This is a genomic window from Pontibacter ruber (assembly GCF_023630205.1).
Classification (GTDB): domain Bacteria; phylum Bacteroidota; class Bacteroidia; order Cytophagales; family Hymenobacteraceae; genus Pontibacter; species Pontibacter ruber.
Genome location: NZ_JALPRR010000001.1, coordinates 218,848 through 244,395 on the forward strand (window position 1 = coordinate 218,848; position 25,548 = coordinate 244,395).

Consider the following 25,548-nt stretch of genomic DNA (forward strand, 5'->3'; position numbering starts at 1 on the left):
CCCTGGGTGCAGGAGCGGAGCGGAAATCGAAACTTAATGATACTGACTTTATGCTTTGCTTATTGCTTGGCAGAAACGTTCAGCGAGATAGTGAAATCGTCGTAGATCGCTTTGTCGCCCAGGCCATCGAAGAAGCTGTTTGAACCATAGCGCACGTCATACTTGGCACGGTTTACAGTTACATCGGCTTTAGCAGTAGCAACGCCACCTTTAACAGCGATAGTAGCCGGGAATTCGATTGGGTTGGTGATGCCTTTGATGGTCAGGTTGCCTTTTACGTTGTAGTTAGGCTTGCCTGCAGCAGCTTTTGCGATCGGAGTTACGCTCGTGATCTGGAAAGTAGCAGTCGGGTGCTTTTCAACACTGAAGAAATCGTCAGACTTCAGGTGACCGATCAGTTTGCCGTTGTACTCAGCGTCTTTGATGTCGGTGCAGGTAATGGAGTTCATGTCGATCACGAAAGTACCGCCAGTCACTTTATTCTTGTCAATTGTCATCTGGCCGCTTTTCAGAGCGATGTTGCCCATGTGCTCGCCGGTAACTTTTTTGGCATGCCACTTCACATCGCTTTTTGCTACTTCCACGTTGTAGGCACGGCCTTTAGCAGGTGCACTTACCTCAGTAGCAACGGCAGTAGTAGATTTTGGTGTGTTGCCGGCATAGGCTGTAAACATCAGCGCTGCAGCAAGGGAAGCTAAAATAGCAGTCTTCTTCATCTTAAATTGGTTGATTATAGTAGGTTATAGTTTACAAGTATAAATTCTTAGTCTCTGATCTTGTCGAGCAGGCGGCTTAGTTCCTGCGCCTCCTCTTCTGTCAGGTTTGTGATGCCAGTACCGGTACCCCCCTCCTGGTTATCCATCTTTGCCAGCAGTTCCAGTCCCTGCTCCGTGATCAGCACATCAACGGTGCGTCTGTCTTCGGGGCACTGCTTGCGCGTTACCAGCCCTTTGGCCTCCAGCTTATCGACGATGCGCGAAGCGTTGGACGTTTTATCCAGCATGCGCTCGATCAGGAGGCTGATTGTAGCAGGCTTCGGATATTGCCCCCGCAGAATGCGCAGGATATTAAACTGCGGCAGGGTTATACCAAAAGGCTTGAAGAGCACACTTTGCTGCTGCTGCAGCCAACCGGAAGTATACACCAGGTTGATGTAGGCCTTCTGGTACGGGTTTTTAAAAGTACCCTGTTTGATCTCGTCTTCTATTTTCATTCCTTTTGAGTAATTCAATTCCACTGCAAATATATGTACATACATTTAATGTACAAACACATTAACAGAAATTTTTTAAAATTGTTTCCTGAAGTATAAAATTATTTCAGCAGGCAAGCGAAATGGCGCTTAGGCAGATATTATTTCAGGTACAGGATTCCGTTTTCTTCCCGCACCAGTTTAAAAGGCTCGTCTTCCAGCAGCAGGAAACCATCCAGGCTGGTAAAATCAAACGCATGGCACAGCTGCATACCAGACCATATCCCCAGCGTTGTTTCGGTCGTGCACCCGAGCATGGTCATCATCCCGTGCTTTCGGGCTTCCGCCAATAATCGTACCGTATTTACGTAACCGCCTGCCTTCATCAGTTTGATGTTCACGCCATGGAACTGCTCCCGCAGCAATTCAAAGTCGGCTTCATCAATTATGGATTCATCGGCTACCAAAGGAACAGGGCTGTTGCCTTTGAGGTGTGCATAAGCTACTACACTGGAAGCAGGCATGGGCTGCTCTACAAACAGCACCTGTTTGGGGTCAAGCCACTCCAGGAAGTGCAGCAGTTCTTCGGGGTCGTGCCAGCTTTCGTTACCGTCGAGCACGAGTGGCCGGCTGCTGGCCAGCATCACTTCTCTTACCAGTTCTTCGGCCAGCCCCGGGCTCACGTTCACCTTCAGGCTTCGGAAACGGTTCAGGTTGTTTACCCGGATGAAGTCTTTGATACTTCCGGGCTCCAGAAAAGGAAGTGTATAGCAGGTGGCATGCGGTTTGGGCGGCGACTGCCCGAGCAACTGGTGGATGGCAATCCCTTTATGCTGGCAGAAAAAGTGCAGGTATGCCGATTCAATGGCAAAGCGCAGGGAATTAACGGGCGTATGCTCGAGCAGCAACTGCAGCAAATCTTCCATTGACGTTATGGAGGGCAAACCTGCCATCAGGAGCACCTGGTATTGCTGCAGCAAAAGCTCGTTTGTCTCTCCGAACCGGATACAGGGTGCGGCTTCACCGAAGCCGCTGTAGGTGCCATCGGTTACCTGCAGCAGAAAGTTTGTTTTTTCGCTGCCTGCGCTGCTGCCTGCCTGCAACGGATACTTCAGTTTAAGGTGCAGGGCTTCGATACGCCAGTTTAACATAGCTTGTAAGAGTAGATGCGGTTTGCGTGTATGCGGGTATAAGTTGTGCTTTTTAACGCAAATAACCTATAGCCTGCGGCTGCGATCTTCCATTAATCTGGCACTGTTATTCAGCAACATACGGACCCGGTATTCTGCTAAGTTCCGTTTTTAAGCGCCCGCCTTTATTGCAGATGTGCGATAACCAACTATATTTGTTAAATATTTATTAAGGAATGCCTACTCAGGGCGCACACCGGTGGTTGCCTTGGGCTTCAGCTTTAACGATCACACAATACGCAGCAGACCTTCGGGCAAACAGACATTACCCTAGTTCTTATGAAGAAACCTTTTATCCCGCTCGCCACGCTAATTACCATAACCCTGGCAGCTATTTTAACAGTTTTACAGCAGTACAACATCATTGCGCTACCTGCCGAAGTGCTAATGGCTGTACGTTGGGCCGGTATTGGCGTTTTGCTGCTTTATGGCATTCAGAAGCGTTCCCTTACCACCTGGATCCTGATCAGTATGGTGGTGGGTGCCGAGATCGGGTATGACTTCCCGCAGTTTGCCACCAACCTGAACGTGCTCAGCAAGGTCTTCCTCAAACTGATCAAGACGATCATTGCCCCACTTATTTTTGCTACGCTGGTAGTAGGGATTGCTGGCCACTCTAACCTGAAACAGGTGGGCAGCATGGGCTGGAAGGCCATTTTATACTTTGAGATCGTAACAACGCTGGCCCTTTTCATTGGTCTGGCTGCCATCAACATCACCAAAGCCGGTGAAGGCATTAACATGCAGGGCATTGCAGAAACAGAAGAAATTCAGGCGCCTGCCAAGCAGACCGCTTCGGATATCATCCTGCACGTGTTCCCGGAAAACATTGCCAAATCCATTGCGGAAGGCCAGGTACTGCAGATCGTGGTGTTCAGCGTACTGTTTGCCATTGGCCTGGCCATGGTAACAGAGAAAAAGCGTAAGCCGATGCTCGACTTTTGCGAAAGCCTCTCCGAAACGATGTTCAAGTTCACCAACATCATCATGTACTTTGCACCGGTTGGTGTAGGCGCTGCGATTGCCTATACGACCGGCCACATGGGCTTTGGTATCCTGGTGAACCTGTTCCAGCTACTGGCCACGCTGTATATTGCGCTGCTTGTATTTTTATTAGTGGTGCTGCTGCCGGTAGCCCTGATCGCTCGTGTACCGGTTAAACGCTTCCTGAAAGCTATTTCCGGGCCGGTTTCTATTGCGTTTGCCACTACCAGCTCGGAGGCTGCCTTGCCACGCGCCATGGAAGAAATGGAAAAGCTGGGCGTTCCGCGCCGTATAGTAGCCTTTGTTATGCCAACCGGCTATAGCTTTAACCTCGACGGCACCACCCTATACTTGTCGCTGGCTTCTGTTTTTGTGGCGCAGGCTGCAGGCATTGACCTAACCTGGGGACAGCAGTTGCTGATGGTGTTCACGCTGATGCTGACAAGCAAAGGCGTGGCCGGTGTACCAAGAGCATCACTGGTTATACTTTTGGGAACGGTAGCATCCTTCAACCTGCCGGTATGGCCGATCTTCGCTATCCTGGGTATAGATGAGCTGATGGACATGGCCCGTACCTCGGTAAACGTGACCGGTAACTGCTTGGCAACCGCTGTGGTAGCCCGTTGGGAAGGAGAGTTTAACCCGGAGCCGGAAGTGGGCCTGGTAGAATCTACTAACCCGGAACTGGAAAGCGGCCTGCCGGAAAAGAAAGAAACCTATGTATAGCTGAACAAGCAGTAATTCATTGTATACTTTGAAGCGGGAGTATGGCAGCCAATGCCATACTCCCGCTTCGCTTTTATACCTGTCTCAGCCGGAAAAGCAGCTGAACGTATTTATGTTGCATATGCCTGAGAGCTGTTTAAGCAAACACAAAGTATAAAATTGGCTATCTTTAGGCAGCACGCTCCGGAGCATAGGCGTGCGTGTCCTGTTAAACCCATTGATGATCATGAGAAAAAAACTTGTAGCGCTGCTGCTTTTCGCCTTTGCTTTTTCTGCGGCAATGGCACAGAGCAGCCAAAGTAACAAAATCCTGCCCTACCCTATTCACCAGAAAAAGCTGCCCAATGGGCTGAACGTGGTGACGGTTCCTTACAACAGCCCCGGTCTGGCTGCTTTCTACATTGTGGTAAGGGCAGGCTCCCGCGAGGAGGTGGAGAAAGGCAAAACCGGGTTTGCACACTTTTTCGAGCACATGATGTTCCGGGGCACCGATAAGTACTCAGCAGACGCCTACAACAACATCATGCAGGAAATGGGCGCTGCCGCCAACGCCAACACGTCCATCGACCGCACCCTGTACCACATGACGGGCAACTCCAACATGCTGGAGAAGATGTTCGAGATAGAAGCTGATCGTTTCCAGAACCTGAAGTACCCGGTACACGAGTTCAAGACCGAAGCCGGCGCTGTGAAAGGCGAGTACACCAAGAACTCGGCCAGCCCTTACCAGCAATTGTATGAGAAAGTGGTGAGCACCGCCTTTACCAAACACACGTACGCGCACACGACCATGGGCTTCTTTGAAGACGTGGTAGACATGCCCAACCAATACGATTATTCCCTGGAGTTCTTCGACCGTTTTTACCGTCCGGAATATTCTACCATCATCGTCGTTGGCGATGTAACACCGGAGCGCGTGAACCAGCTGGCGCAGCAATATTTCGGCACCTGGAAACGCGGCAATTACAAGCCTGAGATCCCGACAGAGCCCCGGCAGTTCCAGACACGGTATGCCCACGTGAAACAGGCCGGCTTTCCGCCCTACCTTAGCCTGAATTACAAAGGCCCTGCCTTCAACGACAGGAGCAAGGAGCTTCCGGCCCTCAGCATACTCACCACCATTTTGTTCTCAGAAAACTCCGACCTGTACCGCAAACTGGTTGTAGATGAGCAGAAAGCCCGCTTCATCGGCGGCGGCCCGCAGTTTTCCCGCGACCCGAACCTGATCTCGATTGCTGCCTCCGTGGTGAAGGCAGAAGACATGCAGTATGTAAAAGATGAGATCACGCGCGTGCTGAACGAGGCCAAGACCCAACCGATCGACGATAAAAAGATAGCGGAAACGAAGTCGCGCATCAAGTATAGCTTTGCCATGAGCATGGACAGCCCCGACGCCATCGCAAACTCCCTGTCCCGCTTTATTTGGCTTACCGGCAACCCGGAGTCGCTGAACAACACCTACAGCTTGTACGACAGCATCACGGCCAAAGACCTGATGGATGTGGCGAAGAAATACTTTGTGAACCAGACCTTAACCATCGGCACCATTGGGCCAGGCAACACCTCTCCGGTTAAATAAGGGTTTGTAATCTAAGATCAACATGAAAATGACGAGCTATAGCATGAGAAAATTAGCTGCATACATACTGCCTGTCGCGTTGCTGGTCGCTGCCTGCACCAAACAACCGCAGGTATCCCAGACAAGTACCCCGCCTGTTGCCAAAACGCCTTTCGACCCTAATACCGCTTTCGGCCAAGGTAAGATCGTGGAGCTGCGCCAGCCGGAGTCGAACAAGATCATCGTAAAGCTGATGTTCAAGAACGGCTCTATGGTAGACCCGAAAGGCAAAGAAGGCCTGACCTATACCACTGCGCAACTACTGACCGAAGGTGGCACCCAGGACATGACCATCTCGCAGATAAAGGACAAACTGTTCCCGATGGCAGCTGCCTACGGTGCCAACGTGGATAAGGAAGTGACCACCCTGACCTTTGCCGTTCACCAGGACTTTTTGAAGGAGTTCTACCCGGTTCTGCAAAGCGTTATCCTTAGGCCGGCCTTTGCCGAGGAAGATTTTAAGCGCGTGATCTCGAACCAGCAGAATTACGTGGACCAGGTGGTACGCGCTTCTTCGGACGAAGAGTACAGCAAAAAAGCGCTGGAAGACCTGCTGTTTCGGGGCACCAACTACCAGCACAAGCCCGAAGGCACCTCGGCAGGTGTGAAAAACATCACGCTGGAGGATGTACGAAACCACTACCGCAACTACTTTACGCGCAACAACGTGATGGTTGGGATTGCCGGCAACTACACGCCGGAGTTCCTTAACCAGCTCAGGAACGATGTGGCGCAGCTATCGGATGTGCAGCCTTCCATTCCGGCAGCAGGCAAACCCAACCAGCCGGATGGTGTGCAGGTAGAAATCATCCAGAAAAGCAACGCGCTGGGCTCTGCCATCTTTACAGGTATGCCGCTGCCCATAACACGCTCTTCCGATGAGTTTGCCGCTTTGATGGTAGCCAATTCCTTCCTGGGCGAGCACCGCAAAAGCTACGGCAAACTATACGACAAGCTGCGCACCACCCGCTCCATGAACTACGGCGATTACTCCTACATCGAGTGGTACGATCAGGGCGGCAGCTTTCAGTTGCCAAACCCGGGCGTGCCGCGTACCTCCAACTACTTTGCCCTCTGGATACGCCCAGTACAGATTGCCGAAAGCCTGAAGCAGCAGTACCCGGAACTACAAGATATCACTGTGGGGCACGCACACTTCGCGCTGCGCCTGGCCGTACGCGAAATAGACAACCTGATCCGGAATGGCATGACGCCGGAAGAGTTTGAGCTGACCCGCAAGTTCCTGCGCTCCTACATGAAGCTCTACATTCAGACGCCTGAAAAACAACTAGGCTTCCTGATGGATTCGCGCTTTTACGGCCGCCAGAATTACATTGAGGAGATGGACCGGTTGCTGGCGAACATGACGGTGCAGCAGGTAAACGACGCCGTGAAGAAGTACTGGCAGGTAGAAAACATGTTTGTTACGATTGTAACCGACGACAGCGAAGCCGAGCCGTTGCGCCAGGCCCTGCTCAACAACACACCTTCGCCTATGAGCTACTCTAACCTGGTGAAAGAAGGCCTGCCGAAAGAAGTGCTTGCCGAAGACGAAGCAGTTGCCAACTATAAACTGAATGTGAAAGATGTGAAGATTGTAGACAGCAGGGATACTTTTCAGTAGGCCTAACAAAGTACAAATCAGCCAACAAAAAAGCCGCAGAAAACCTCTGCGGCTTTTTTGTTGGCTTCTGCCTATCAAAATCGCTCTCTGACTAAAAAAGTATAGTGTTTGCCTAATATTAATTTGGAGAAAGTATAATTTTTATTAGTATTACACAATAAAATATTTCATTATTAATACGCCGTCTACTTTAACATCTTACAAAACCATGAAAAAAGCATTCAGGATCATCCTTATCGTGGTGGTCGTTTTGGCTATTATAGCCGCTTCGGGCATTCTATTTGTCCGGTATACTTTTCCGAAAGTCGATAAGGCTCCGGCAATTACCCTTAACCGTACTACAGACCAGGTAAAGCGGGGCGAGTACCTGGCCAACCACGTTGCTGTCTGCATCGATTGCCACTCCACCCGCGACTGGAGCCGGTTTTCTGCTCCTCCTATAGCAGGCACAGCTGGCAAGGGCGGTGACATGTTTGACCATAGCATGGGCTTTCCGGGTGTTCTCTATGCTAAAAACATCACTTCTGATAAAGAAACAGGCCTGGGAAACTGGACGGACGGAGAGATTTACCGGGCTATTACCTCAGGGGTGAGCAGAGACGGAGAGCCCCTGTTCCCGCTGATGCCCTACATGGCTTATAACCAGATGGCTGAAGATGACCTGCACGCCATTATAGCCTATGTCCGTACGCTGGCTCCGGTAAAGAATTCGGTAAAGCAATCGCAGATCGATTTCCCGGTGAACCTGATCATGCGTACCATGCCAGGCAAGCATACGCCGGTTAGTAAGCCTGCCCTGAACGACTCCGTTGCTACAGGCAAGTACCTGTTCACGATTGCGGGCTGCACCGGATGCCATACGCCGGAGGGAGATGCTGAAGGCAAGTTCCTGGCCGGTGGCGCCGAATTCAAGTTTCCTAGTGGTGCTACCTTACGCTCAGCCAACATTACCCCCGATAAGGAAACAGGTATAGGCAACTGGACAGAGCAGGCCTTTGTGCAACGCTTTAAGAGCGCTGCTAAACCAGAGGCAACAGCCCAGAAATTAACACCGGATGCCTTTAACACCGTTATGCCGTGGAGCATGTACGGCGGCATGGCGGAAGAAGACCTGCGCGCCATCTACAAATACCTGCGAAGCGTGGAGCCGGTAAAGAACAAGGTGGAAAAATTTACACCAGCTCCGAAGTCAATAGCCAAAAAATAACCTGCTGATCCTTTACCATTAAGGCCACTGATGTTCCTGTCGGTGGCCTTTTTGTTTGCTTGTAAGTTTTGTAAGTGGTAACATTATACTTTAGTGTTACAAGTATAAAAAAAGAATATGGAGCTATCTCCACGCCAAGAACCCACTACCCTTGACTTGCCTTATGCCGGATTCTGGATCCGGTTGATCGCTTACCTGCTCGACAGCCTCATCATTTTCATTGTCTCATCCATCCCGTTCTTTTTCATCCGACTGCATTACCTTGGCGGCAAAGATGAACTGACCACAGAGCTTGTGCTGAATGGCATTTCGGTTTTGTTGGGCTGGTTTTACTACGCAGGCATGGAGAGCTCAAAATACCAGGCTACCCTTGGCAAACAGATGATGGGCATTTTCGTGACAGATACCGGGGGATATCGCCTGAGCTTCCTGCATGCAACAGGCCGCTTCTTTGCCAAGATTCCGTCCTCGCTTATCCTGCTGATAGGCTTTATTATGGCCGCTTTTACAGCCAGAAAGCAGGCGCTCCACGACATCATAGCCGGCACGCTGGTCTACAGGCACCAACAGGACGCTGAAGTATAACCGGCGTTCTTTGGTTAGTCAGTGGTAAGTATAGAATTCAGGTGCAATCGGGATTTCTGTATAAAAAAACCTATACAGATGCTTAAACCTAAAGCGTTTGCGGCAGTCTTAGAGATATAAAACGTCACTGCCATGAACATGAATCAGCTGAAACATTTAGTACTGCTGGTGTGCCTGCTAGCTGTAATCGCACCTGCCCTGGCAGGTGGCAAAGGGCAAAGAAACCCCGAACTGCGCAAGGAGCTGAAAACCTACATGCGGGAGAACGTGTTGCCGGTATTGCGCAAGCAGCGCATGAAACTGGAAACGCAGATCTCTGCCCAGGACAAAGCCGAACTTGAAAAACTGCGTACCTCGCTGCAACAGATCAAAGCAGAAACAAAGGAACTGCAAAAAAGCCTGAAAGCAGAGCGTGAAGCCTCTGGAACTCCTCTGACAGTAGAGCAAAAAGCTGCCCTGAAAGCCCAGCACGAAAAAGCTCGCCAGGTATATGCGGCGGCCGGCACCATCGCCAGCAGGTATAAACCGCAGCTGGATAGAATGAATGCAGCTATTGCCAGTGACCGCACCCGCTGGGATGCGGATATCAAAGCGATTGTGGCTAAGTATGAAACCGCCCCGGAAGGCAACCAGCCGGAAAAGCGAGGCAAGCGTTTTGAGCAACAGTTGAAGCACCGCCAGCTCATGCGCCCTGCCCGGTTTATACTTTGGGATGTTTCTAAAAAGAACAAAGGGGAAAAAGCAAAAGACGCCACCGCCGTTTACCCGAACCCAAGCAGCTCTACCCAAACGATTAACTATACGGTAGCAAAAGAAGGGAACGTAACCATCACGCTGGTAGATGGCAGAGGAACCATACTCCGCACGCTCCTTAGCGAGCAGCAAACCAGGGGCAAGCACACGCTTGAAGTAAACCTGAGCGGCCTGCCGGATGCCACCTATTACTACAAGATCGAAACAGCTGCCGGTACTGTAACCAAGCGTATTATCAAGCGCTAAACCCCCTACTTTAGCAGCAGAAAAGCCAGCCCTTATAAGGCTGGCTTTTTGTTTACTTTTTGCTGCACATGCCCTATCTTTAGTACATGGACGCAACTACCTATACTACTTACTTTTACTCACCGATCGGTAACCTCCGGATAACCGGAACCGAGGCCGGTATCAGCTCCATCCTTTTCTGTGAAAGAGCAGGCGCTTCCGACAAAGAGTTGCCTGCCACGCTCGAAACCTGTGTGCAGCAACTGGAGGAATATTTCCAGGGCACACGCAAGACGTTTGACCTGCCGCTTCTGCCACAGGGTACGGCCTTTCAGCGGCAAGTATGGGAAAAACTGCAGACGGTTGCCTACGGCACTACCTGTTCTTATATGCATATTGCGCGTGCCGTTTCCGGCGAAAAAGCGATACGGGCAGTTGGCGCTGCAAACGGCAAAAACCCCATCAGCATTGTAGTGCCTTGCCACAGGGTAATCGGCAGCGACGGCAGCCTGACCGGTTACGCCGGGGGCTTGTGGCGCAAAGAATGGCTGCTGCGCCACGAAGGAGTTTTGAAGGAAACACCCGCCCAGCTGTCGCTTTTCTGATTTAGTTACCTCAAAACCGCAACCTACGCGTGCCAGCAAAGTATACAATGGAATACTTCTTTAATACCATTGTACCTGCATGCAATATTCTGCGCCCCAAACGGAATCAAAGGCACACCTTGCCGACTTCGGCACAAGGATCGTGGCGTTTGCGCTGGATATACTTCTGCTCGCCAGTATTATTGGCGTCATGGAATATTTTACCATCAGCAGCGATGAAACGGCCATGCTCCTGAAGCCGGAAAGGTTATTACAATTTCTGCTCGGCTGGTTATACTTTGCAGGTCTGGAAAGCTCTATCTGGCAAACTACGGCCGGCAAGCACTTACTGGGGTTGCGCGTTACGAGCACGCTTGGCAAACGCATTTCCTTTAAATGTGCTTCGATCCGTTATTTTGCCAAGGTTATCAGCGTGTTTGTGTTTATCATGCGCATGCTCTCTTCCTCTCCGCTCACATTTAAAGAGACCTTCCACGACAAGTTGGCGCACACACAGGTAGTCAAAGTATAAAAAAAGCCCCACCTTTACTGGCGAGGGCTTTCTTGTTATACTTTTTCTGACTGAAGCTTAGTTGCTGGGGCTGCCAAACTGGCTCATTTCCACTGTGGCTTTATCGCTTCCGTTTAGCTGCACCTTGAACAGGTAATCATACTGATTGTCCGCGATTTCCGGTATCGGGCGCTCAGCACCGAAAGCTTCTACCAAAGGCAAAATGGTATTGGAGTGGCCAGCCACTACCACGACCTGACCCGGATGCTGCTGCTTGATCTTCTCAAACAGACCTATGAAATCATGCGCTTCGTACCGGATCACGTCCAGTTTTCGCTCGTCAGCAAGTGGCTTCAGGGTGTTTTGCGTGCGGATGTACTTGGTAGCATACAGGGCGTTCACCTCCTGGCCTTTCAGCAGTTCGCGCAGTGCCTCTGCCCTTGCTTTGCCGGTCTCTGTCAGGTCCGGGTCCTGGTTGGCCGGATCGGAGATATCTTTTTCGGCGTGGCGCACGAGGTAAACAGTAGTTGTTGCTACCTCGGCAGGGTTAGCCATGGCAGTTGCTCCGTCTTTGTCGCTGGAAGCAGTACGGCATGATACCAGGCCCGCAACAAAAAGGACAAGGCAGAGCCTGAGCAGGTAAAATAATCGCATAAGAGTAATGTTGTTTAGGTTAGGTTGATTAGTTGGTGCTCAAATTAAACAAATTATGGCTTAAGTACCAACTGATCTCCTTCTGCCCGAAGTTTCTCTGCTTTGCCTTTTTTGCCTTCCTGCTCCATCAGCTGCGCCAGACTTAGCCGGGCTTCCAGCTGGTACGGGTTCGACTTCAGCGCTGCTTCGTAGGCTTTGCGCGCTTTTTTCACTTCTTTTTTAGCTTCCCATACTTTGCCGGTAGCATACAATACCTTACCGGAAACGGCAGGTGTTTCGGAAGGTGGCAGTTTCTGCAGCTCTTCGGATGCTTTTGCCGGTTCACCCAGTCCGGCATATACCAGGGCAAGCCGGTACGGCTCGTTGCGCAGTTTGCTTTTCCCCTCCAGGATCGGCTGCACGGCGGCTTTCGCAGCATCTTTGTTGCCTAACTGCAACTGGTAATCAGCAAGGCGTACCATAAAATCCGGACGGGCAGAGCCGGCAGCTGCCAGGATGCGCTGTGCTTCCTCCAGCGTAGCGATAGCATCCTTGTACTTGCCCTGGGCGGCCAGCACATCGGCATACTGCTGGCGCAGTTCGTAATTTTGAGGTTTCTGAGCCACCAGCCTTGCCAGTACTTCTATTGTTTGCGGGGTTGTTCCGGTTGTGCCTTTCAGCCAATTTGCAAAGGCTACCGCTTCATCCCGGCGGTCGCGCAGGTAGGTAGATATGGTTGGGGCATCTTTTAAATAAGCTTCTGCCACTGCAATGGCTTCCGGCACCCTGCCATACGAGGCGTAAAACTCCCGGTAGCTCTGGTTAATGCGGGCACGTGTGAGCAGGTCGTCTTCCAATGCCAGGGCTTTATCGTATAGTATGGCTTGCTTCTCCACTGCCTCGCGTTGCGATAGTTTGCCGTCGCGGCGCATACTTTCCAGCAGCTGTGCCTCCGCCACATACACGGGAGCATAGTTCGGGTTCAGCTTTTTGCCTTTCTCCAGCCAGTCTTTTGCCTCCGAGAAAGCATTCTGTTCCTGTTTTGCAGAGGCATAGGCCATCATGGCCGGAATGTAGTTGGCATCCCAGGTAAGGGCGGTGTCCAGCAGGGCAGTAGATTTGGTGTACTCGTGCTTTGCCTGTGCCTGGTTAGCCAGGTTCAGGTATACCTGCGCCCAGTTGCTGGCCATGGCCTGTTTATCGCCTGCCAGGTATGCCCGCTGCCGCTGCACCAGCTTGTCCAAGAAAACATACAGGTCCGGGTCTTTGGCTTTCAGATCGGCAGTCGTGTTGATGGATTTGTGGTTGAGCGGATGCACTTTTACTGGCTCGAAGTATGCCGGGTAGGTCTGGGCCAGGTACTCGTGCTCGTTGTTTGCAGAATAATAGTCGAGGGTGCGGCCCTCTTTCATAGCATTATTGTAGAGTCGGCGCACCGCCCGGTTTTCTTCGTCGGTGAACACCCGCCCGTGGTACAGGTGCACGTACTCGTGCAGCACCACGTTGCGCTCCAGGAACGATCCGCGTATCGCGTACTCGATGGCGGCTGCGCCGCTGCCTACGCCGCGGATGTCCATCCACTGGCGGTTATCAAAGGTAGTCGCCTGCCGGAAGTAAGGCGAGTTCATGGCGATGGCCAAATCGATGTGCAGCGGTGGGATCACGAACTTCTCTCCTTGTTTTGACAGGAACGGGAAGTATACGATGCTCTCGTAAAGCTGCGACCACACCATTTTCTGCACCGTTTCGCCCGGGTAGTAGTTCACATCTGGGAATACCTTGGCAAAATTCACCGGGTCTTTGATCACCGTACGCTGGATCACCTGGTTCAGCGAGTCGTAAGCGGCCAGATAAGGCAGTTGCTTCTGCTTGATGACGGCAGCCAGCGCGTTGTGGGCAGGGCCATAGTGTTTCTTTCTGGCAAGTATACGCTGGAAGATAGCCTGCGCAGAATCAAGGCGCATGTGCCGGTCCATGTCGAAGGCCATGTAGTAGGCAGAACCGCGCAGCATTGCCGGCAGCACCGACTCCGGGTATTGTTGCTGTACTTTCTGGGCTGTTGCAAGCGCCTCCTGTACTTTGTTTTGGGAGATCAACTTGTCGGCAGGCTGCAGGGCAGCACGCACCTGCTCATCGGTGGGGTGAATGTAGTCGGCATAGGTGAGGTTGGTATGGCCGTTGCCCCAATGCCAGTGTGTTACATAATGCAGCGGGTTCAGGGCAAGCGCCAACTCCCACTGAGCTGCCATGGCATTCAGCTGCGTTGCGTCTACACGGCGCCAGATGGCATACCCGTAGTTAAAGCGGGCATCGGCATTAAAAGGCTCCAGCGTCAGGCTGGTTACCAATGGTTTCTCGGCCTGCTCCGGCTTCTGGTCCCAGAACAGCACATCCGACTCCAGCAGGTAAGCTTCGGCGTTTTTCGGGTTCCAGCGCTGTACCTTTACTGCCCAGGCAAGCGCCTCATTGTACTTCTTCTGCAGCATCAGGATTCGGCCTACCGCCAGGGCAGCATCTTCGTCTTTCGGATTAGCCTGCAGCAACTGTTCTGCCGTTGCCAGCGCCTTTGGCAGTTCCCATGCCTGCACCTGTAGCCGGCTCTTCAGCAGCAATGCCTCCCGCAGCTTCGGCGATTTTTTCAACACCTCCGTTACCAGCGCATCAGCGGTTTTATACTCATGCTGCAGCATCGCCAGGCGGGCTTTGGCCAATTTTACCTGCGGGCTTTGTCCCGCCGAAGCCAGCACCTGGGCAGCCTCCTGCCACAGTCCTAACTTCATCATCTGGTTGGCCTTGTCCGAAGCAGAGAGTTCTTTGGATGCAACTACTCGCTCCCGCTCCTGCCTCAGCCGGGTCAGTGCCTGGTCGGTCTGGTCTGGTTGCTGGGCGAAACTTGCAATGGCGAGCAGGGTGCCGCTGAAGAAAAGGATAGGCTTTTTCAGGAACGGGTGCATGATGGTGAGTGAATGGTTAGGGTGAAAATCAACGCTTTGAGAACGAGATTCAAGATAACAGCTAACAAGTATAAATCAAAGTGCTTGCAGAGGCAAGATGTCAGGAAACGATTTTACAATTCAACTATTGTCATAATAAATACAATTTTCCCATGTTAATTTTCAAAGAACTACCGTATAATCGAGGACGTTACAGGCGGATACTGCTTTTCGGCAACTGACAGATTTGTAGCGGACAAAGTATCAGTTTCAGCACCCAGTCAATTGTTACAAACAGATGAGTACAAAGCGCATACTGATAACCGGTAGTGCCGGCTTCATAGGCCATCACCTGATGCAGGCATTCAGACAGAGCAACCACCAACTGATGGGTCTGGATGCGATCAACAGCTACTATGAGCCGGAGCTAAAGTATAGCCGCCTGGCGCAGCAGGGCTTCAGCAAGCAAAGTATAACGTATGGCTCCGTTACGACAAGCACAGCTTATCAGAACCTGCAATTCGTGCAGCTGGATCTGACAGACGACCAGGGCCTGGAGAGCCTTTTCCGGAAGTATAAATTCGATGTGGTAGTGCAGCTGGCGGCACAGGCAGGCGTGCGCTATAGTATAGATAACCCGCAGGTTTACGTGGCCAGCAACCTGGTGGGCTTTGCCAACCTGCTGGAAGCCTGCCGCAAGTATAAGCCAAAGCATTTGCTCTTTGCTTCATCGAGTTCGGTTTATGGCGCCGGTCAGGAAGTGCCGTTTCATGTTGATGACCCAACCGACGAGCCGGTGTCCTTTTATGCTGCCACGAAGAAGGCGAACGAAGTAATGGCCTACAGCTACGCGCACCTTTACCAGATTCCTACTACGGGGCTGCGCTTTTTCACGGTTTATGGCCCCTGGGGCAGGCCCGACATGGCAACCTTCAGCTTTACCAAAGCCATTCTGGAGGGCTCTCCTATCCGGGTGTTCAACAACGGCGACATGCACCGCGACTTCACCTTTGTAGACGACGTGGTAGCAGCCATAGTGAAACTGGTAGACACAGCACCGCGGAAGGTATCCAGGAAAGGCACAACGAAACCGCCTTATAAACTTTACAACATTGGCAACCACAAGCCGGTGCACCTGCTCGAACTGCTGGCCATACTGGAGCGGCTGCTCGGCAAGAAAGCCCTCATCGAGTTACACCCGATGCAACCCGGTGATGTGAAAACAACCTACGCCGATGTGGAGGATTTGATAAAGGCGACCGGCTTCCGGCCGGACACATCCCTGGAGGAAGGTTTGCGGCAATTTGTGAACTGGTACTACCAGTATTACCAGCAGCAGTATGCGGTAGCTGTCTGACTAAGCTTTCTCCTGAGGAGGCGGATCGATATCGGCACGGCCATAGCGGGCTAGGTATACTTTCTCGAGTTTGCGCATGAGGTACACAGAAGCGATGAGCCAGAGTATGCCAATGGCGTAACCGGCTACCACATCCGTGGCATAGTGCACGTTGAGGTAAATACGGCTGTAGCCAATGAGCAGGATCAGCACCGTGAGCAGCACGGTGTACAACCAGCGCCAGAAGGGAGAGCGCACCGTTTGCCAGACGATGTAAATGAGCACGCCATAAAAGGCACCACCGATCATGGCGTGGCCGCTCGGAAAGCTTAGCCCGGACTGCTCCAGCATGGCTGTTTCAGGTCTTGGACGTTCAAAAGCCCGTTTCAGTACCTGGTTCAGAACAGAGCTGGTAAGCGAGATCAGCAGAACTTTGAGGCCGTACCAGCGCATGTGCTCAAACCACGAAAAGCCGAGCACCACCAGCGCCGGCACTACCATCAGGTACTCGGCAGAAGCAAAAAAAGAGATGAACCGCATCAAGCGGGTAACCTCAGGCGATGTATGGCTCCGGGCAAAGGCAAACAGGGCCGTATCCAGGGAATTGTCTTTTTGAATAAAGACTTCGTGCGCCATCAGGACAAATAGAGCAATGCAGATGAAGAACACGGCCCAGATCAGCACCAGCTCAACTGAAAGCAGGGCCAGCAGGCGCACAAATCGTTGTGTAATCGGCTTCATACAAAATTGATGTACGTGTCTGGCAAAAACCGAGTTAGCAGCTACAGAAGCCGCTTAACCCAAAATATTACATAAGTAAACATACGCTTTATTTAACTTTTCCAGTATACATACTATTTCAAATTATACTATGAACAGTGCGGAATTAACCATTATTGTACCTGTTTTTAACGAAGAAGGCTGCCTCACCCGCTTCTGCGAAGCCATGGATGCCTTTCTGCAACAGTCGCCCGTTGTAACGCAGGTGCTTTTTGTAAACGATGGCTCCACAGACAACAGCCTGGCTCAGATCCGGGCGATCTGCCAGAAGAAAAACGGCTACAGTTACCTTTCTCTCGACCGGAACTATGGCCTGAGCACCGCGATCAAAGCCGGGATCGATGCCATCAGCAGCCCCTACATCGGCTACATCGATTCTGACCTGCAAACTTCACCGCTGGACTTCCTGCTGTTCTTCGAGCATTTGCCTGACTTCCAGATGGTGAACGGCATCCGCACCAAGCGCAAGGACACTTTCATCAAGAAGATATCCTCCCGCATTGCCAACGCTTTCCGCCGATACATGATCCAGGATGGCATTGAAGACACCGGTTGCCCGCTCAAGATCGTGGATGCGGCCTATGCCAAGCGCGTGCCTTTCTTTGACGGCATGCACCGCTTTCTGCCGGCCCTCATCCAGTTGCAGGGGGGGCGGGTAAAACAGGTACCGGTGCAGCATTTCGAGCGTTACGCCGGTTATTCTAAGTACCACTTGTTCAACCGCCTCTGGGGTCCCCTGAACGATACGTTTGCTTTCCGGTGGATGCGCAAGCGTTACATCCGGTATCAGGTTGCAGAAAAACTGGAACATAAACCTACGCTGCATGCACAAAGCTGATCTTCTCATCTACAGTATCGGCTTGCTGGCCCAGGTACTTTTCTCGGCACGGTTGCTGGTGCAGTGGATACAATCCGAGAGGGCAGGCCGGGTGCTGTCGCCTACTTCGTTCTGGACCGCAAGTATACTTGCCTCCATGCTGCTGATGGTGTACGGCGTTCTTCGCGACGACTTGGTGATCATAGGCGGGCAACTGATCTCGTACTTTATTTACCTGCGCAACCTCAAGCTCAAGCAGCAGTGGGATCGCCTGCCCTGGCTTGTGCAGAGCATCGCCATTACATTCCCGTTCTTTGGCTTGTTCTGGATGCTGTTCAGCGATACGCACAGCTTCGCCTACATACTGGAGCACAGCAGGATCTCCGGGGCACTCATTGCGTGGGGCGGTTTGGGGCAGGTCATCTTCACGCTGCGTTTTGTGTATCAATGGTATCATTCCGAACGGCTGCAGCAGTCGGTTATTCCGAACGGCTTCTGGCTCATCAGCCTGATCGGCAGCCTGATGATAATTTCGTATGCCATTTTCCGGCTGGATCCGGTGTTGTTCATCGGGCAGATATTCGGTATTGTTGTGTACACCCGCAACCTGATGCTGGGCCTGCGCAGCAGCCGTGTGGCCCAGTCGGCTACCTCTTAACCGAGTATGGCAGTGAAAGACATCCTGTACCAGCCCCGCACTGTCGGGCTGTTGCTTTTGCTTCTGTTCGCATTATCGCTCTACAACCTGGGCAGCTGGGGTGTGATTGAAACCAGTGAGGCACGCTATGCTGAAATAAGCCGTGAAATGCTCCTGTCGCAGCATTGGCTGCACCCGCGCCTGCTGGGTATACTTCATTACCACAAACCAACTGCTACCTACATCATCACAGCCTTTGGTATGGAGCTGTTTGGGTTCAATCCGTTTGGTGCCCGTTTCTTTCTGCAGGTATCCTTGGTGTTGCAGGCGCTGTTGGTATACCTGCTGGGCCAGTTAATTTTCCAGGACAGGCGAACTGCTTTTACGGCACTGGTTATCTACATCACCACACTGGCTGTGCTCATTTCGGCCCGCAACCTCACCACCGACTCTTTCCTGACAACCTTTGAACTGGCTGCCATCTGGGCATGGATAAAGTATAAGAAAGACAGGAAAGCAGGGTGGCTATACTTTTTTAGTACGCTGCTGGCGCTGGCCTTCCTGACCAAGGGACCGGTAGGGCTGATTTTCCCGGTGCTGGTGGCCCTTGCCTACAACCCGCCACCTGCTGTTCCGAGACAAAAAAGCTTTTTACCTGCCGTAACGGCCTTGCTGTTGTTTCTACTGATCGGCGGCTCCTGGTACGTGTACCTCATGCTCCAGGACAGGCAGTTTGTCGATTACTTTCTGCTGAAGCATACCGTGCAGCGATTTGTCAATCCGGAGGCTTTCAGCCGTTCCAAGCCCTGGTGGTTTTACCTGGTGCTGGCGCCTGTGCTCAGTTTGCCCTGGTCTGCCATCCTGCTGTTCAACATCCGGAAGATCAAACTGCTACCTGCATCTCAGAAAAGGCTGTTTCTCTTTTGGGTACTCATTCCGCTGATCTTTTTCTCGTTTTCCGGTTCCAAGCTCATCCTTTACATCCTGCCCCTGTTTGCCGGGCAAGCATTATTTACAGCAGGTTTGCTGCCGCTGCTGGAGCCGGGTACAAAGAAAATGGTGTTGCGGTGGGGTACCTTATACTTTGTGGTGCTGGCTGTAGCCTTGCTGGTGGCGCCATGGCTACCTGTTGGGGTGGTGCTTCCAACGTGGGCATACCTGTTGCCGTTGCTGATACTCGTTTTTATACTTGTCATACTTAAAAGCATGCATGGGCCGGTTATCAAGCTGCTTTATGTTTCGCTTGTTTTCACGTTGCTGCTCCTGCCCTACTCCACACACCTGCTGGAGCGCAACCCCGGTAAGTATAAAAGCGGTTCCGAAGTAGCTGCATTTTTGAAAAGCAAAGGCCTGAGCAAGCGCCCGCTGATCGTGTACGACAACCTGCTCCCTTCGCTTGCCTTCCACCTCAACCGCGACCTGGTAACCGTGTACGACACGAACAAAAAACTGCAGCGCGAAACGCAGTTTGAAAGAGACGACCGCTGGCAACATGTGTACCTGGAGCTGCAAAAACCGGGTGGCGAAGCGGCCTTGCAAAAGCTGCTGAAACAAAATGCAGTGCTGATCCTGAAGGAGAAAATTCCCGTTAACCGGCGCTGGATGCTGCAGGGCTTTAAACAGAAGCAGGAAGTTGGGGAGTGGCAGGTATTTTACTAGGCGCCACAAAATAAAAAAGGCCAGCTTTTCAGCTGGCCTTTTTACATTAAGAAAGTGTGCGCACGGGGAGATTCGAACTCCCACACCCGAAGGCACAGGCTTCTGAGACCTGCACGTCTACCAGTTTCGCCACGTGCGCAGCTGGTACTACTTCAAAATGTAATTCCCCAAACCCTTTAACCCTCGTTGATTGGGATTGCAAAGGTATAACAGATTTTTTTATCTGCAATACTCTGCTAAAAAAATTTATTTATTTACTTCCTCAGGCTCTTCTTCCACCACCGGATCGATCTCTTTGCGCGAGAAACGCTCCATTCTCCTTAGCACTGATATACTGATAATTACCCAGAAAAAGCCTGCCGCAAAACCAGCCACCACATCGGTAGCATAATGCACCCGCAGGTAGATCCGACTGAAACCTATCAGCAGTACAAATACGATCAGAAAGCCCACCAGGAAATTGCGTAGACCCCGGGGTTGTACGTTGTGCCAGACCAGGTAAATGAGCAATCCGTAAAAGGATGCCGCTACCATCGAGTGGCCGCTCGGGAAACTTAGCCCGGATGCATCAACTACAGGTAAAAGCGGGCGCGGCCTGTCAAAGAAATACTTGAGGATAACATTGAGTGTGATACTGCCCAGGGCTACTACCGGCACCTTCAGGGAATACCAGCGGTGCTTGCGGATAAACACAAAATAGCCCACCAGCAGCAGCGCCGCCGGCGTGAGGAACTGGCGCGAGGCAAAAAAGGTGATTCCTTTGATAAAGGTATTCAGAACCGGATGCTTCATGTCATCGGCATAATCGAACGCCGCTTCGTCGAACTCCAGGGGCCCGCCGCCCAGCACGGCCTGGCTGACGTACAGAAAAGCGATGATGCTCACAAGGAAAACTCCCCAGACGAGCAACAGCTCTGCTGTAAACAGGGCGAAAGCCGCCGCTATCTTTTTATAGACTACTCGGATCATACACGTATGCAGGTATCTTACTAGTATTACGTTTTATTGCGTACTGCTGCCAATCCCTTACGTAAATCTGCGTGAAGTAGTACTGTTACGCCTTTTAAAACCTCGCCATGGAAAACCACATCCGCCTGTTTGTAGCCGTCACGCTGCCTGCTGCGCTGCATACGTACCTGAGCCAGCAAGTGCACCAGTATCAGCATTCTTCCATCCGGTTTGTGCCCGAACAGAACCTGCACCTTACGCTATACTTTATCGGCAATGTGCCGCAGGAACAGCTTCCCGCCATAAGCCAGGCTATCAAAGAGGTAGCCATGCAACACCAGCCTTTCACGCTGGTGTTGGAGCAACTGGAGCCCGGCCCTAAGCTTCGGTCGCCGCGCCTGGTGTGGGCCCGGTTCCGGCAGAGCCAACCCTACGAGCAACTAAGCCAGGAGCTGACGCGCGTACTGGCACCAGAGCCCCCCAAAGAACAGAAAGCCATTCCGCATGTTACGGTTGCCCGTTTCCGCAAAGACAAGCCTGCCCCTAAAAACCTACCCGTCATCGTACCGGACCAGGAAATGCAGCTGCCTGTGGACTCGATCTCGCTGTGGCGCTCGGAGCTTAAATCGCCGCACCCGGTATACAGCATCCTAGAAACCTTCCCGCTACAGCACAACCCATAACTGCAGATCGGAGTAAGATAAGCGCATTTACAGAACTCCCTTATGAACCAAACCGAGTTAAATGAACTGATGATAAACCTGCGCGACAAAGGCCTGACAGTGGCTTTTGCCGAGAGCTGTACGGCTGGCATGCTGGCCTCTGAATTTGTAAAAGCCAAAGGCAGCAGCGATGTACTGAAAGGAAGCATGGTGGTGTACCAGCCGGAAGCAAAAAAGAAGCTATTGAACGTGAAACAGGATACGCTGGACCTGTATACTGCCGAATCGCAGCAGGTAACAAACGAAATGGTGATGGGCCTGAAAAAACAACTCGATGCAGATATCAGCATTGCCACCACAGGCCTTGCCGGCCCGGGCGGCTCCGAAAGCGCTGAAAAGCCGGTAGGCACCATGTTTGTTTCGATGCTGTACGACGGCAAAGCCGAAGAATTCAGGGAGGTTTTCAAAGGTAATACGACCAGCATCCGCAAGCAGCTGACCGACTATATCTTCGAAAAATTAAAAGGGGTGGTGGAAGACCATTACGACCGCTGATTTATACTTTTGCAGCCTTAGCTAAAAACTTATACTTTGCCTCAACTCCCCGACAGCGGCTTCGACCGGGTATCTTCCTTTTACGACCCGCTTTCCCGGCTTGTATTCGGAAGCGCGCTGGAGCTGGCCCAGTTGGCGCTGCTGCCTTTTGTACCGGCTAAGGCCCGCATGCTGCTGATTGGCGGAGGAAGCGGCTGGCTGCTGGAGCAACTATTGCGATCGGGTAAAGAACTGCAGATTTTATACCTGGAAGCTTCGCCCAACATGCTCCGGAAAGCGCAAGAACGAACTAAAGCAAGTATAAAAAACACTGCTGTCGAGTTCCGGCTTGGCACCGAAGATGTGCTCAAAGCCCACGAACAGTTCGATGTGGTCCTCACCCCTTTCCTGCTTGATCTTTTTCCAGCACCACGCCTGCACGATCTGATGCACCGACTGCATACCGCACTGATACCGGGAGGACTCTGGCTATTTGCAGATTTCTGGCCGGTTACCTCGCCTGCACCGCTCTGGCAGCACCTGTTGCTCAAAAGTATGTATGTTTTCTTCGGAGTGCTGAGCGATGTAAAAGCCACGCAGCTTCCGGATTTCAAGGCACAGTTTGACCGGTTATACTTGCAGGAAGTATACGCAGCTAGTTTTTACGGCGGCATGGTGCAGGCCAAAGTATACCGGAAAGCAATAGAAGTATAGTTGGTCTAATACAGTAGTATTCCTATATTTAGGAATCTAACTACGACGATCCTTCATGTATAAGAAAATCTATACCTTGCTTGGCTTGGGGCTCCTGGCTTTTGCAAACTCCGCACTGGCACAACAGCAGGTGAACTACCAGCTTTCTTTCCCCAATGCCGTACACCACGAGGCACAGATCAGTGCTACTTTCTCGGGGATTACCTCCGATACGTTGGCCGTGCTGATGAGCCGCAGCTCGCCGGGCCGCTACGCGCTGCACGAGTTTGCCAAGAATGTGTACAGCGTGCAGGCCACCGATGCCCAAGGCAAAAAATTACCTATATCACGCACCAGCCCGCACCAATGGAATGTGACCGGGCACAAGGGCACGGTAACGATAAACTATACTTTGTTTGGCGACCACACCGACGGCACCTATGCCGGCATCGACGAAACGCACGCCCACCTGAACATGCCGGCCACGCTCATGCATGCCAAAGGCTTTGAAAAGGCACCGGCGCGTGTCACCTTCAACCTGCCGCAGGGGAAAAACTGGAAGATCGCCACACAACTTAAGCCGGAATCCGGCACCACCTACTCGGCACCGGATTTCCAGTACCTGATGGACAGCCCCACTGAACTCAGCAATTTTGAACTGGCCGAGTGGACCATCAACGAGAAAAACAAAACCAAAACGATACAGGTAGCGCTGCACCACCAGGGCACCAAAGCCCAGTTCGAGGAATATGTTGCCAAAACAAAGAACATCGTAGCGGAGCAACGGGCTGTGTTCGGGGAGCTGCCGAATTACGATTTCGGCCGCTATACCTTTATTGCCTGCTACATGCCACAGGCTAACGGCGACGGCATGGAGCACCGCAACTCCACGATCGTTACCGGCTCCCGTACCCTTGCTTCGGCCATGGGACCGTTGCTGAACACGGTATCGCATGAGTATTTCCACGCTTGGAATGTGGAGCGTATCCGCCCGAAAAGCCTGGAGCCGTTCAACTTCCAGGAGGCAAATATGTCGGAGGCATTGTGGCTGGCAGAAGGCTTTACAAGCTATTACGGCGACCTGATCATGACCCGCAGCGGTATTTATGACCAGAAGAAGTATGCTGCTGACCTGGCCGGTGACCTGAACTACGTGCTGCTCTCGCCAGGGCGCAAGTACCATAGCCTGATGGAGATGAGCCTGCAGGCACCATTCGTAGACGCCGCCCGCTCCGTTGACCCTGTGAACCGCCACAACACGTTTATCTCTTACTATACTTATGGGCTGGTTACAGGCCTCACGCTGGACCTGACCTTGCGCCGCGACTATAACACCACGCTTGACAACTACATGCAGGCACTCTGGCGCAAGTATGGCAAACCGGAAAAACCGTATACGTTGCCCGACCTGCAACAGACGCTGGCCGAAGTGACCAAAGACGCTGCCTTTGCAGAGCGCTTCTTCAAAGAAAACATTTACGGCAGCCACCTGCCCGACCTTGCACCGCTGCTAGCCCAGGCTGGCCTGGAGCTGCGCAAGTCAGATCCGGGCAAGGCTGCTATTGGTCCCGTTTCTGTAGAGTATGGCAAAGAAGGCGCTACCCTTACATCCGGCACCGTAGTCGGCACAGCCTTGTATGAGGCAGGCTTAGATCGCCAAGATGTGCTGCTGACCCTGGATGGACAAAAGCTACGCAGCGCCAAAGACCTGAAGAAAATTCTGAGCAAGCACAAACCCGGCGACAGCATACCTGTTACCTTTAAACGTTTAGGCGAAACCAGAACCGCTACCCTGAAACTGGACGAAGTACCGACCCTGGAAGTAGTATTGTTTGAAGCAACTGGCAAACAAGTAACGCCGGAAATGCAGGCTTTCCGGAAAGCCTGGCTCGGTCCTAAAGCCAGCTAAAACAAAAAGCACCGGCGGGCGTTGTTATAAAAGTACAGACACTTTGGGTCTCAGTTGTTTATTAGGCATTCGGGACGTAACTTTGATAAGCTAACTAATTTCCAGTGAAGAAGATATTTACAACTATACTTGCCTGCGGTATGCTTTGGGCCGGACAGGCTATGGCGCAGTCGTCGGAGGGACAGGTGAAACCGAGTCTGGATCCAATGCCTGCGGTTGCCCCGTCACAAACTGTGGTAAAACCAGCTGTTGAAGAGGAAACAGTAGTGAAGAAACCGGTTGCCTTCACTGGTCCCCGGCTGAACTATAACCTTTCGCTGGGTACCAGCTTCAGCAATGGTTACGGCAGCGCTTCTTATGTGGAGCCGTCGGTGCGTTACCAGGTAACCGATCGTTTCAGAGCTTTTGTCAGCATGACATACATGGCAGTTTCACCTTATCAGTATGCGGTGCGCACACCTGAAGGAGGCACGATGATGCTTCGCAGCAACGCCAGCAGCCATTACATCATGGGTGTTGGTGGCGAGTACCTGGTAAATGAGCGTTTGCTGGTGAGCGGCTACCTCTGGAAAGACTTTTCCAACGCACCAGGCGCTAACCCTTACTACAATAGCTTTTACAGCCCCGGTCGCCAGGGTGTCGACATCCGGGCAACTTACAAGATAACAGAGCGCTTTACCGTGACCGGAGGCCTGCGCTATACCTACGGCGCATCTCCGTATTACAGCCCGTTCGGCAATCCGGGTTTTGGAGGCTACCAGCACCATCCGTTCGGGTACTAACAGAAAATCATCCAATAGCAAAAGCG

The 25,548-nt window shown here is 52.1% G+C and carries 24 protein-coding genes and 1 tRNA gene; 17 read left to right on the plus strand and 8 right to left on the minus strand.

The features are described from left to right. Positions 1–59 precede the first annotated feature (59 nt). The 3 genes from MJ611_RS00860 to MJ611_RS00870 all read right to left on the minus strand — a co-directional run bounded on the left by MJ611_RS00860 (position 60) and on the right by MJ611_RS00870 (position 2,343). A complete protein-coding gene (locus MJ611_RS00860; protein WP_250427457.1) occupies positions 60–716 on the minus strand; it encodes a YceI family protein in 657 nt (218 codons plus the stop codon). Positions 717–763: 47 nt separating this feature from the next. Next, positions 764–1,213 (minus strand): MarR family winged helix-turn-helix transcriptional regulator, encoded by a 450-nt coding sequence (locus MJ611_RS00865; protein WP_250427458.1) that lies wholly within the window; start codon positions 1,211–1,213, stop codon positions 764–766. Between the two features lie 140 nt (positions 1,214–1,353). Then, the gene (locus MJ611_RS00870; RefSeq protein ID WP_250427459.1) at positions 1,354–2,343 is read right to left on the minus strand and encodes an enolase C-terminal domain-like protein; all 990 of its coding nucleotides are present in this window, start codon (positions 2,341–2,343) and stop codon (positions 1,354–1,356) included. 318 nt (positions 2,344–2,661) lie between these two features. Between MJ611_RS00870 and MJ611_RS00875 the strand changes: the two genes are divergently transcribed. The 8 genes from MJ611_RS00875 (at position 2,662) to MJ611_RS00910 (ending at position 11,220) form a co-directional block, all read left to right on the plus strand. Continuing rightward, complete coding sequence (locus tag MJ611_RS00875; RefSeq protein WP_250427460.1) at positions 2,662–4,092, plus strand: dicarboxylate/amino acid:cation symporter; 1,431 nt, start codon at positions 2,662–2,664, stop codon at positions 4,090–4,092. Positions 4,093–4,318: 226 nt separating this feature from the next. Next, on the plus strand, positions 4,319–5,671 hold the full coding sequence (locus MJ611_RS00880) for a M16 family metallopeptidase (protein ID WP_250427461.1): 1,353 nt from the start codon (positions 4,319–4,321) through the stop codon (positions 5,669–5,671). A gap of 43 nt (positions 5,672–5,714) precedes the next feature. After that, a complete protein-coding gene (locus MJ611_RS00885; RefSeq protein WP_250427462.1) occupies positions 5,715–7,334 on the plus strand; it encodes a M16 family metallopeptidase in 1,620 nt (539 codons plus the stop codon). 208 nt (positions 7,335–7,542) lie between these two features. Further along, complete coding sequence (locus tag MJ611_RS00890; RefSeq protein ID WP_250427463.1) at positions 7,543–8,541, plus strand: c-type cytochrome; 999 nt, start codon at positions 7,543–7,545, stop codon at positions 8,539–8,541. Between the two features lie 117 nt (positions 8,542–8,658). Beyond that, complete coding sequence (locus MJ611_RS00895) at positions 8,659–9,126, plus strand: RDD family protein (RefSeq protein ID WP_250427464.1); 468 nt, start codon at positions 8,659–8,661, stop codon at positions 9,124–9,126. A gap of 132 nt (positions 9,127–9,258) precedes the next feature. Beyond that, positions 9,259–10,125, plus strand: a complete 867-nt coding sequence (locus MJ611_RS00900) for a T9SS type A sorting domain-containing protein (protein ID WP_250427465.1) — start codon at positions 9,259–9,261, stop codon at positions 10,123–10,125. 86 nt (positions 10,126–10,211) lie between these two features. Further along, positions 10,212–10,709 carry a methylated-DNA--[protein]-cysteine S-methyltransferase gene (locus MJ611_RS00905; protein ID WP_250427466.1) on the plus strand — a complete coding sequence of 166 codons (498 nt, stop codon included), beginning with the start codon at positions 10,212–10,214 and terminating at the stop codon, positions 10,707–10,709. Between the two features lie 79 nt (positions 10,710–10,788). Continuing rightward, positions 10,789–11,220 carry an RDD family protein gene (locus MJ611_RS00910; RefSeq protein ID WP_250427467.1) on the plus strand — a complete coding sequence of 144 codons (432 nt, stop codon included), beginning with the start codon at positions 10,789–10,791 and terminating at the stop codon, positions 11,218–11,220. 57 nt (positions 11,221–11,277) lie between these two features. Here the strand turns inward: MJ611_RS00910 and MJ611_RS00915 are convergent, their stop codons facing one another. Both MJ611_RS00915 and MJ611_RS00920 read right to left on the minus strand, forming a co-directional pair. Next, positions 11,278–11,853 (minus strand): phosphoglycerate mutase family protein, encoded by a 576-nt coding sequence (locus tag MJ611_RS00915; protein WP_250427468.1) that lies wholly within the window; start codon positions 11,851–11,853, stop codon positions 11,278–11,280. Between the two features lie 53 nt (positions 11,854–11,906). Then, complete coding sequence (locus tag MJ611_RS00920; RefSeq protein ID WP_250427469.1) at positions 11,907–14,786, minus strand: tetratricopeptide repeat protein; 2,880 nt, start codon at positions 14,784–14,786, stop codon at positions 11,907–11,909. Between the two features lie 277 nt (positions 14,787–15,063). Between MJ611_RS00920 and MJ611_RS00925 the strand changes: the two genes are divergently transcribed. After that, positions 15,064–16,122, plus strand: a complete 1,059-nt coding sequence (locus MJ611_RS00925; RefSeq protein ID WP_250427470.1) for an NAD-dependent epimerase/dehydratase family protein — start codon at positions 15,064–15,066, stop codon at positions 16,120–16,122. Here MJ611_RS00925 and MJ611_RS00930 read toward each other — a convergent pair whose 3' ends face one another. Beyond that, a complete protein-coding gene (locus MJ611_RS00930; protein ID WP_250427471.1) occupies positions 16,123–16,842 on the minus strand; it encodes a phosphatase PAP2 family protein in 720 nt (239 codons plus the stop codon). 130 nt (positions 16,843–16,972) lie between these two features. On the opposite strand from MJ611_RS00930, the gene MJ611_RS00935 reads away from it, so the two are divergent. The 3 genes from MJ611_RS00935 to MJ611_RS00945 are packed head-to-tail and all read left to right on the plus strand — an operon-like array spanning position 16,973 to position 19,994. After that, the gene (locus MJ611_RS00935) at positions 16,973–17,719 is read left to right on the plus strand and encodes a glycosyltransferase (RefSeq protein WP_250427472.1); all 747 of its coding nucleotides are present in this window, start codon (positions 16,973–16,975) and stop codon (positions 17,717–17,719) included. Further along, entirely contained in the window at positions 17,706–18,356 is a 651-nt protein-coding gene (locus MJ611_RS00940) for a lipid-A-disaccharide synthase N-terminal domain-containing protein (protein ID WP_250427473.1), read from the plus strand. Before MJ611_RS00935 ends, MJ611_RS00940 begins: the two co-directional genes overlap by 14 nt. Positions 18,357–18,362: 6 nt before the next feature. Next, the gene (locus MJ611_RS00945) at positions 18,363–19,994 is read left to right on the plus strand and encodes a glycosyltransferase family 39 protein (protein ID WP_250427474.1); all 1,632 of its coding nucleotides are present in this window, start codon (positions 18,363–18,365) and stop codon (positions 19,992–19,994) included. Positions 19,995–20,051: 57 nt separating this feature from the next. On the opposite strand, the gene MJ611_RS00950 is transcribed toward MJ611_RS00945, so the two are convergent. After that, a tRNA-Leu gene (locus tag MJ611_RS00950) sits at positions 20,052–20,133 on the minus strand. 107 nt (positions 20,134–20,240) lie between these two features. Continuing rightward, positions 20,241–20,963 (minus strand): phosphatase PAP2 family protein, encoded by a 723-nt coding sequence (locus MJ611_RS00955; protein WP_250427475.1) that lies wholly within the window; start codon positions 20,961–20,963, stop codon positions 20,241–20,243. Between the two features lie 107 nt (positions 20,964–21,070). On the opposite strand from MJ611_RS00955, the gene thpR reads away from it, so the two are divergent. From thpR to MJ611_RS00980, 5 genes are all read left to right on the plus strand, one after another. Further along, positions 21,071–21,625, plus strand: coding sequence for an RNA 2',3'-cyclic phosphodiesterase (gene thpR / locus MJ611_RS00960; protein WP_250427476.1), 555 nt, complete (start codon positions 21,071–21,073; stop codon positions 21,623–21,625). Positions 21,626–21,667: 42 nt separating this feature from the next. After that, the gene (locus tag MJ611_RS00965; RefSeq protein WP_250427477.1) at positions 21,668–22,159 is read left to right on the plus strand and encodes a CinA family protein; all 492 of its coding nucleotides are present in this window, start codon (positions 21,668–21,670) and stop codon (positions 22,157–22,159) included. A 36-nt stretch (positions 22,160–22,195) separates the two neighbouring features. Then, positions 22,196–22,852 (plus strand): class I SAM-dependent methyltransferase, encoded by a 657-nt coding sequence (locus tag MJ611_RS00970; protein WP_250427478.1) that lies wholly within the window; start codon positions 22,196–22,198, stop codon positions 22,850–22,852. A gap of 55 nt (positions 22,853–22,907) precedes the next feature. Next, the gene (locus tag MJ611_RS00975; RefSeq protein ID WP_250427479.1) at positions 22,908–24,740 is read left to right on the plus strand and encodes a M61 family metallopeptidase; all 1,833 of its coding nucleotides are present in this window, start codon (positions 22,908–22,910) and stop codon (positions 24,738–24,740) included. A 104-nt stretch (positions 24,741–24,844) separates the two neighbouring features. Continuing rightward, entirely contained in the window at positions 24,845–25,522 is a 678-nt protein-coding gene (locus MJ611_RS00980; protein WP_250427480.1) for a hypothetical protein, read from the plus strand. Positions 25,523–25,548: the final 26 nt, after the last annotated feature.

Bases quoted from the DNA above. Each gene is read 5' to 3' on its own strand.
- MJ611_RS00860 (WP_250427457.1), bottom strand. From the start codon at position 716: ATGAAGAAGACTGCTATTTTAGCTTCCCTTGCTGCAGCGCTGATGTTT.
- MJ611_RS00865 (WP_250427458.1), bottom strand. From the start codon at position 1,213: ATGAAAATAGAAGACGAGATCAAACAGGGTACTTTTAAAAACCCGTAC.
- MJ611_RS00870 (WP_250427459.1), bottom strand. From the start codon at position 2,343: ATGTTAAACTGGCGTATCGAAGCCCTGCACCTTAAACTGAAGTATCCG.
- MJ611_RS00875 (WP_250427460.1), top strand. From the start codon at position 2,662: ATGAAGAAACCTTTTATCCCGCTCGCCACGCTAATTACCATAACCCTG.
- MJ611_RS00880 (WP_250427461.1), top strand. From the start codon at position 4,319: ATGAGAAAAAAACTTGTAGCGCTGCTGCTTTTCGCCTTTGCTTTTTCT.
- MJ611_RS00885 (WP_250427462.1), top strand. From the start codon at position 5,715: ATGAGAAAATTAGCTGCATACATACTGCCTGTCGCGTTGCTGGTCGCT.
- MJ611_RS00890 (WP_250427463.1), top strand. From the start codon at position 7,543: ATGAAAAAAGCATTCAGGATCATCCTTATCGTGGTGGTCGTTTTGGCT.
- MJ611_RS00895 (WP_250427464.1), top strand. From the start codon at position 8,659: ATGGAGCTATCTCCACGCCAAGAACCCACTACCCTTGACTTGCCTTAT.
- MJ611_RS00900 (WP_250427465.1), top strand. From the start codon at position 9,259: ATGAACATGAATCAGCTGAAACATTTAGTACTGCTGGTGTGCCTGCTA.
- MJ611_RS00905 (WP_250427466.1), top strand. From the start codon at position 10,212: ATGGACGCAACTACCTATACTACTTACTTTTACTCACCGATCGGTAAC.
- MJ611_RS00910 (WP_250427467.1), top strand. From the start codon at position 10,789: ATGCAATATTCTGCGCCCCAAACGGAATCAAAGGCACACCTTGCCGAC.
- MJ611_RS00915 (WP_250427468.1), bottom strand. From the start codon at position 11,853: ATGCGATTATTTTACCTGCTCAGGCTCTGCCTTGTCCTTTTTGTTGCG.
- MJ611_RS00920 (WP_250427469.1), bottom strand. From the start codon at position 14,786: ATGCACCCGTTCCTGAAAAAGCCTATCCTTTTCTTCAGCGGCACCCTG.
- MJ611_RS00925 (WP_250427470.1), top strand. From the start codon at position 15,064: ATGAGTACAAAGCGCATACTGATAACCGGTAGTGCCGGCTTCATAGGC.
- MJ611_RS00930 (WP_250427471.1), bottom strand. From the start codon at position 16,842: ATGAAGCCGATTACACAACGATTTGTGCGCCTGCTGGCCCTGCTTTCA.
- MJ611_RS00935 (WP_250427472.1), top strand. From the start codon at position 16,973: ATGAACAGTGCGGAATTAACCATTATTGTACCTGTTTTTAACGAAGAA.
- MJ611_RS00940 (WP_250427473.1), top strand. From the start codon at position 17,706: ATGCACAAAGCTGATCTTCTCATCTACAGTATCGGCTTGCTGGCCCAG.
- MJ611_RS00945 (WP_250427474.1), top strand. From the start codon at position 18,363: ATGGCAGTGAAAGACATCCTGTACCAGCCCCGCACTGTCGGGCTGTTG.
- MJ611_RS00955 (WP_250427475.1), bottom strand. From the start codon at position 20,963: ATGATCCGAGTAGTCTATAAAAAGATAGCGGCGGCTTTCGCCCTGTTT.
- thpR (WP_250427476.1), top strand. From the start codon at position 21,071: ATGGAAAACCACATCCGCCTGTTTGTAGCCGTCACGCTGCCTGCTGCG.
- MJ611_RS00965 (WP_250427477.1), top strand. From the start codon at position 21,668: ATGAACCAAACCGAGTTAAATGAACTGATGATAAACCTGCGCGACAAA.
- MJ611_RS00975 (WP_250427479.1), top strand. From the start codon at position 22,908: ATGTATAAGAAAATCTATACCTTGCTTGGCTTGGGGCTCCTGGCTTTT.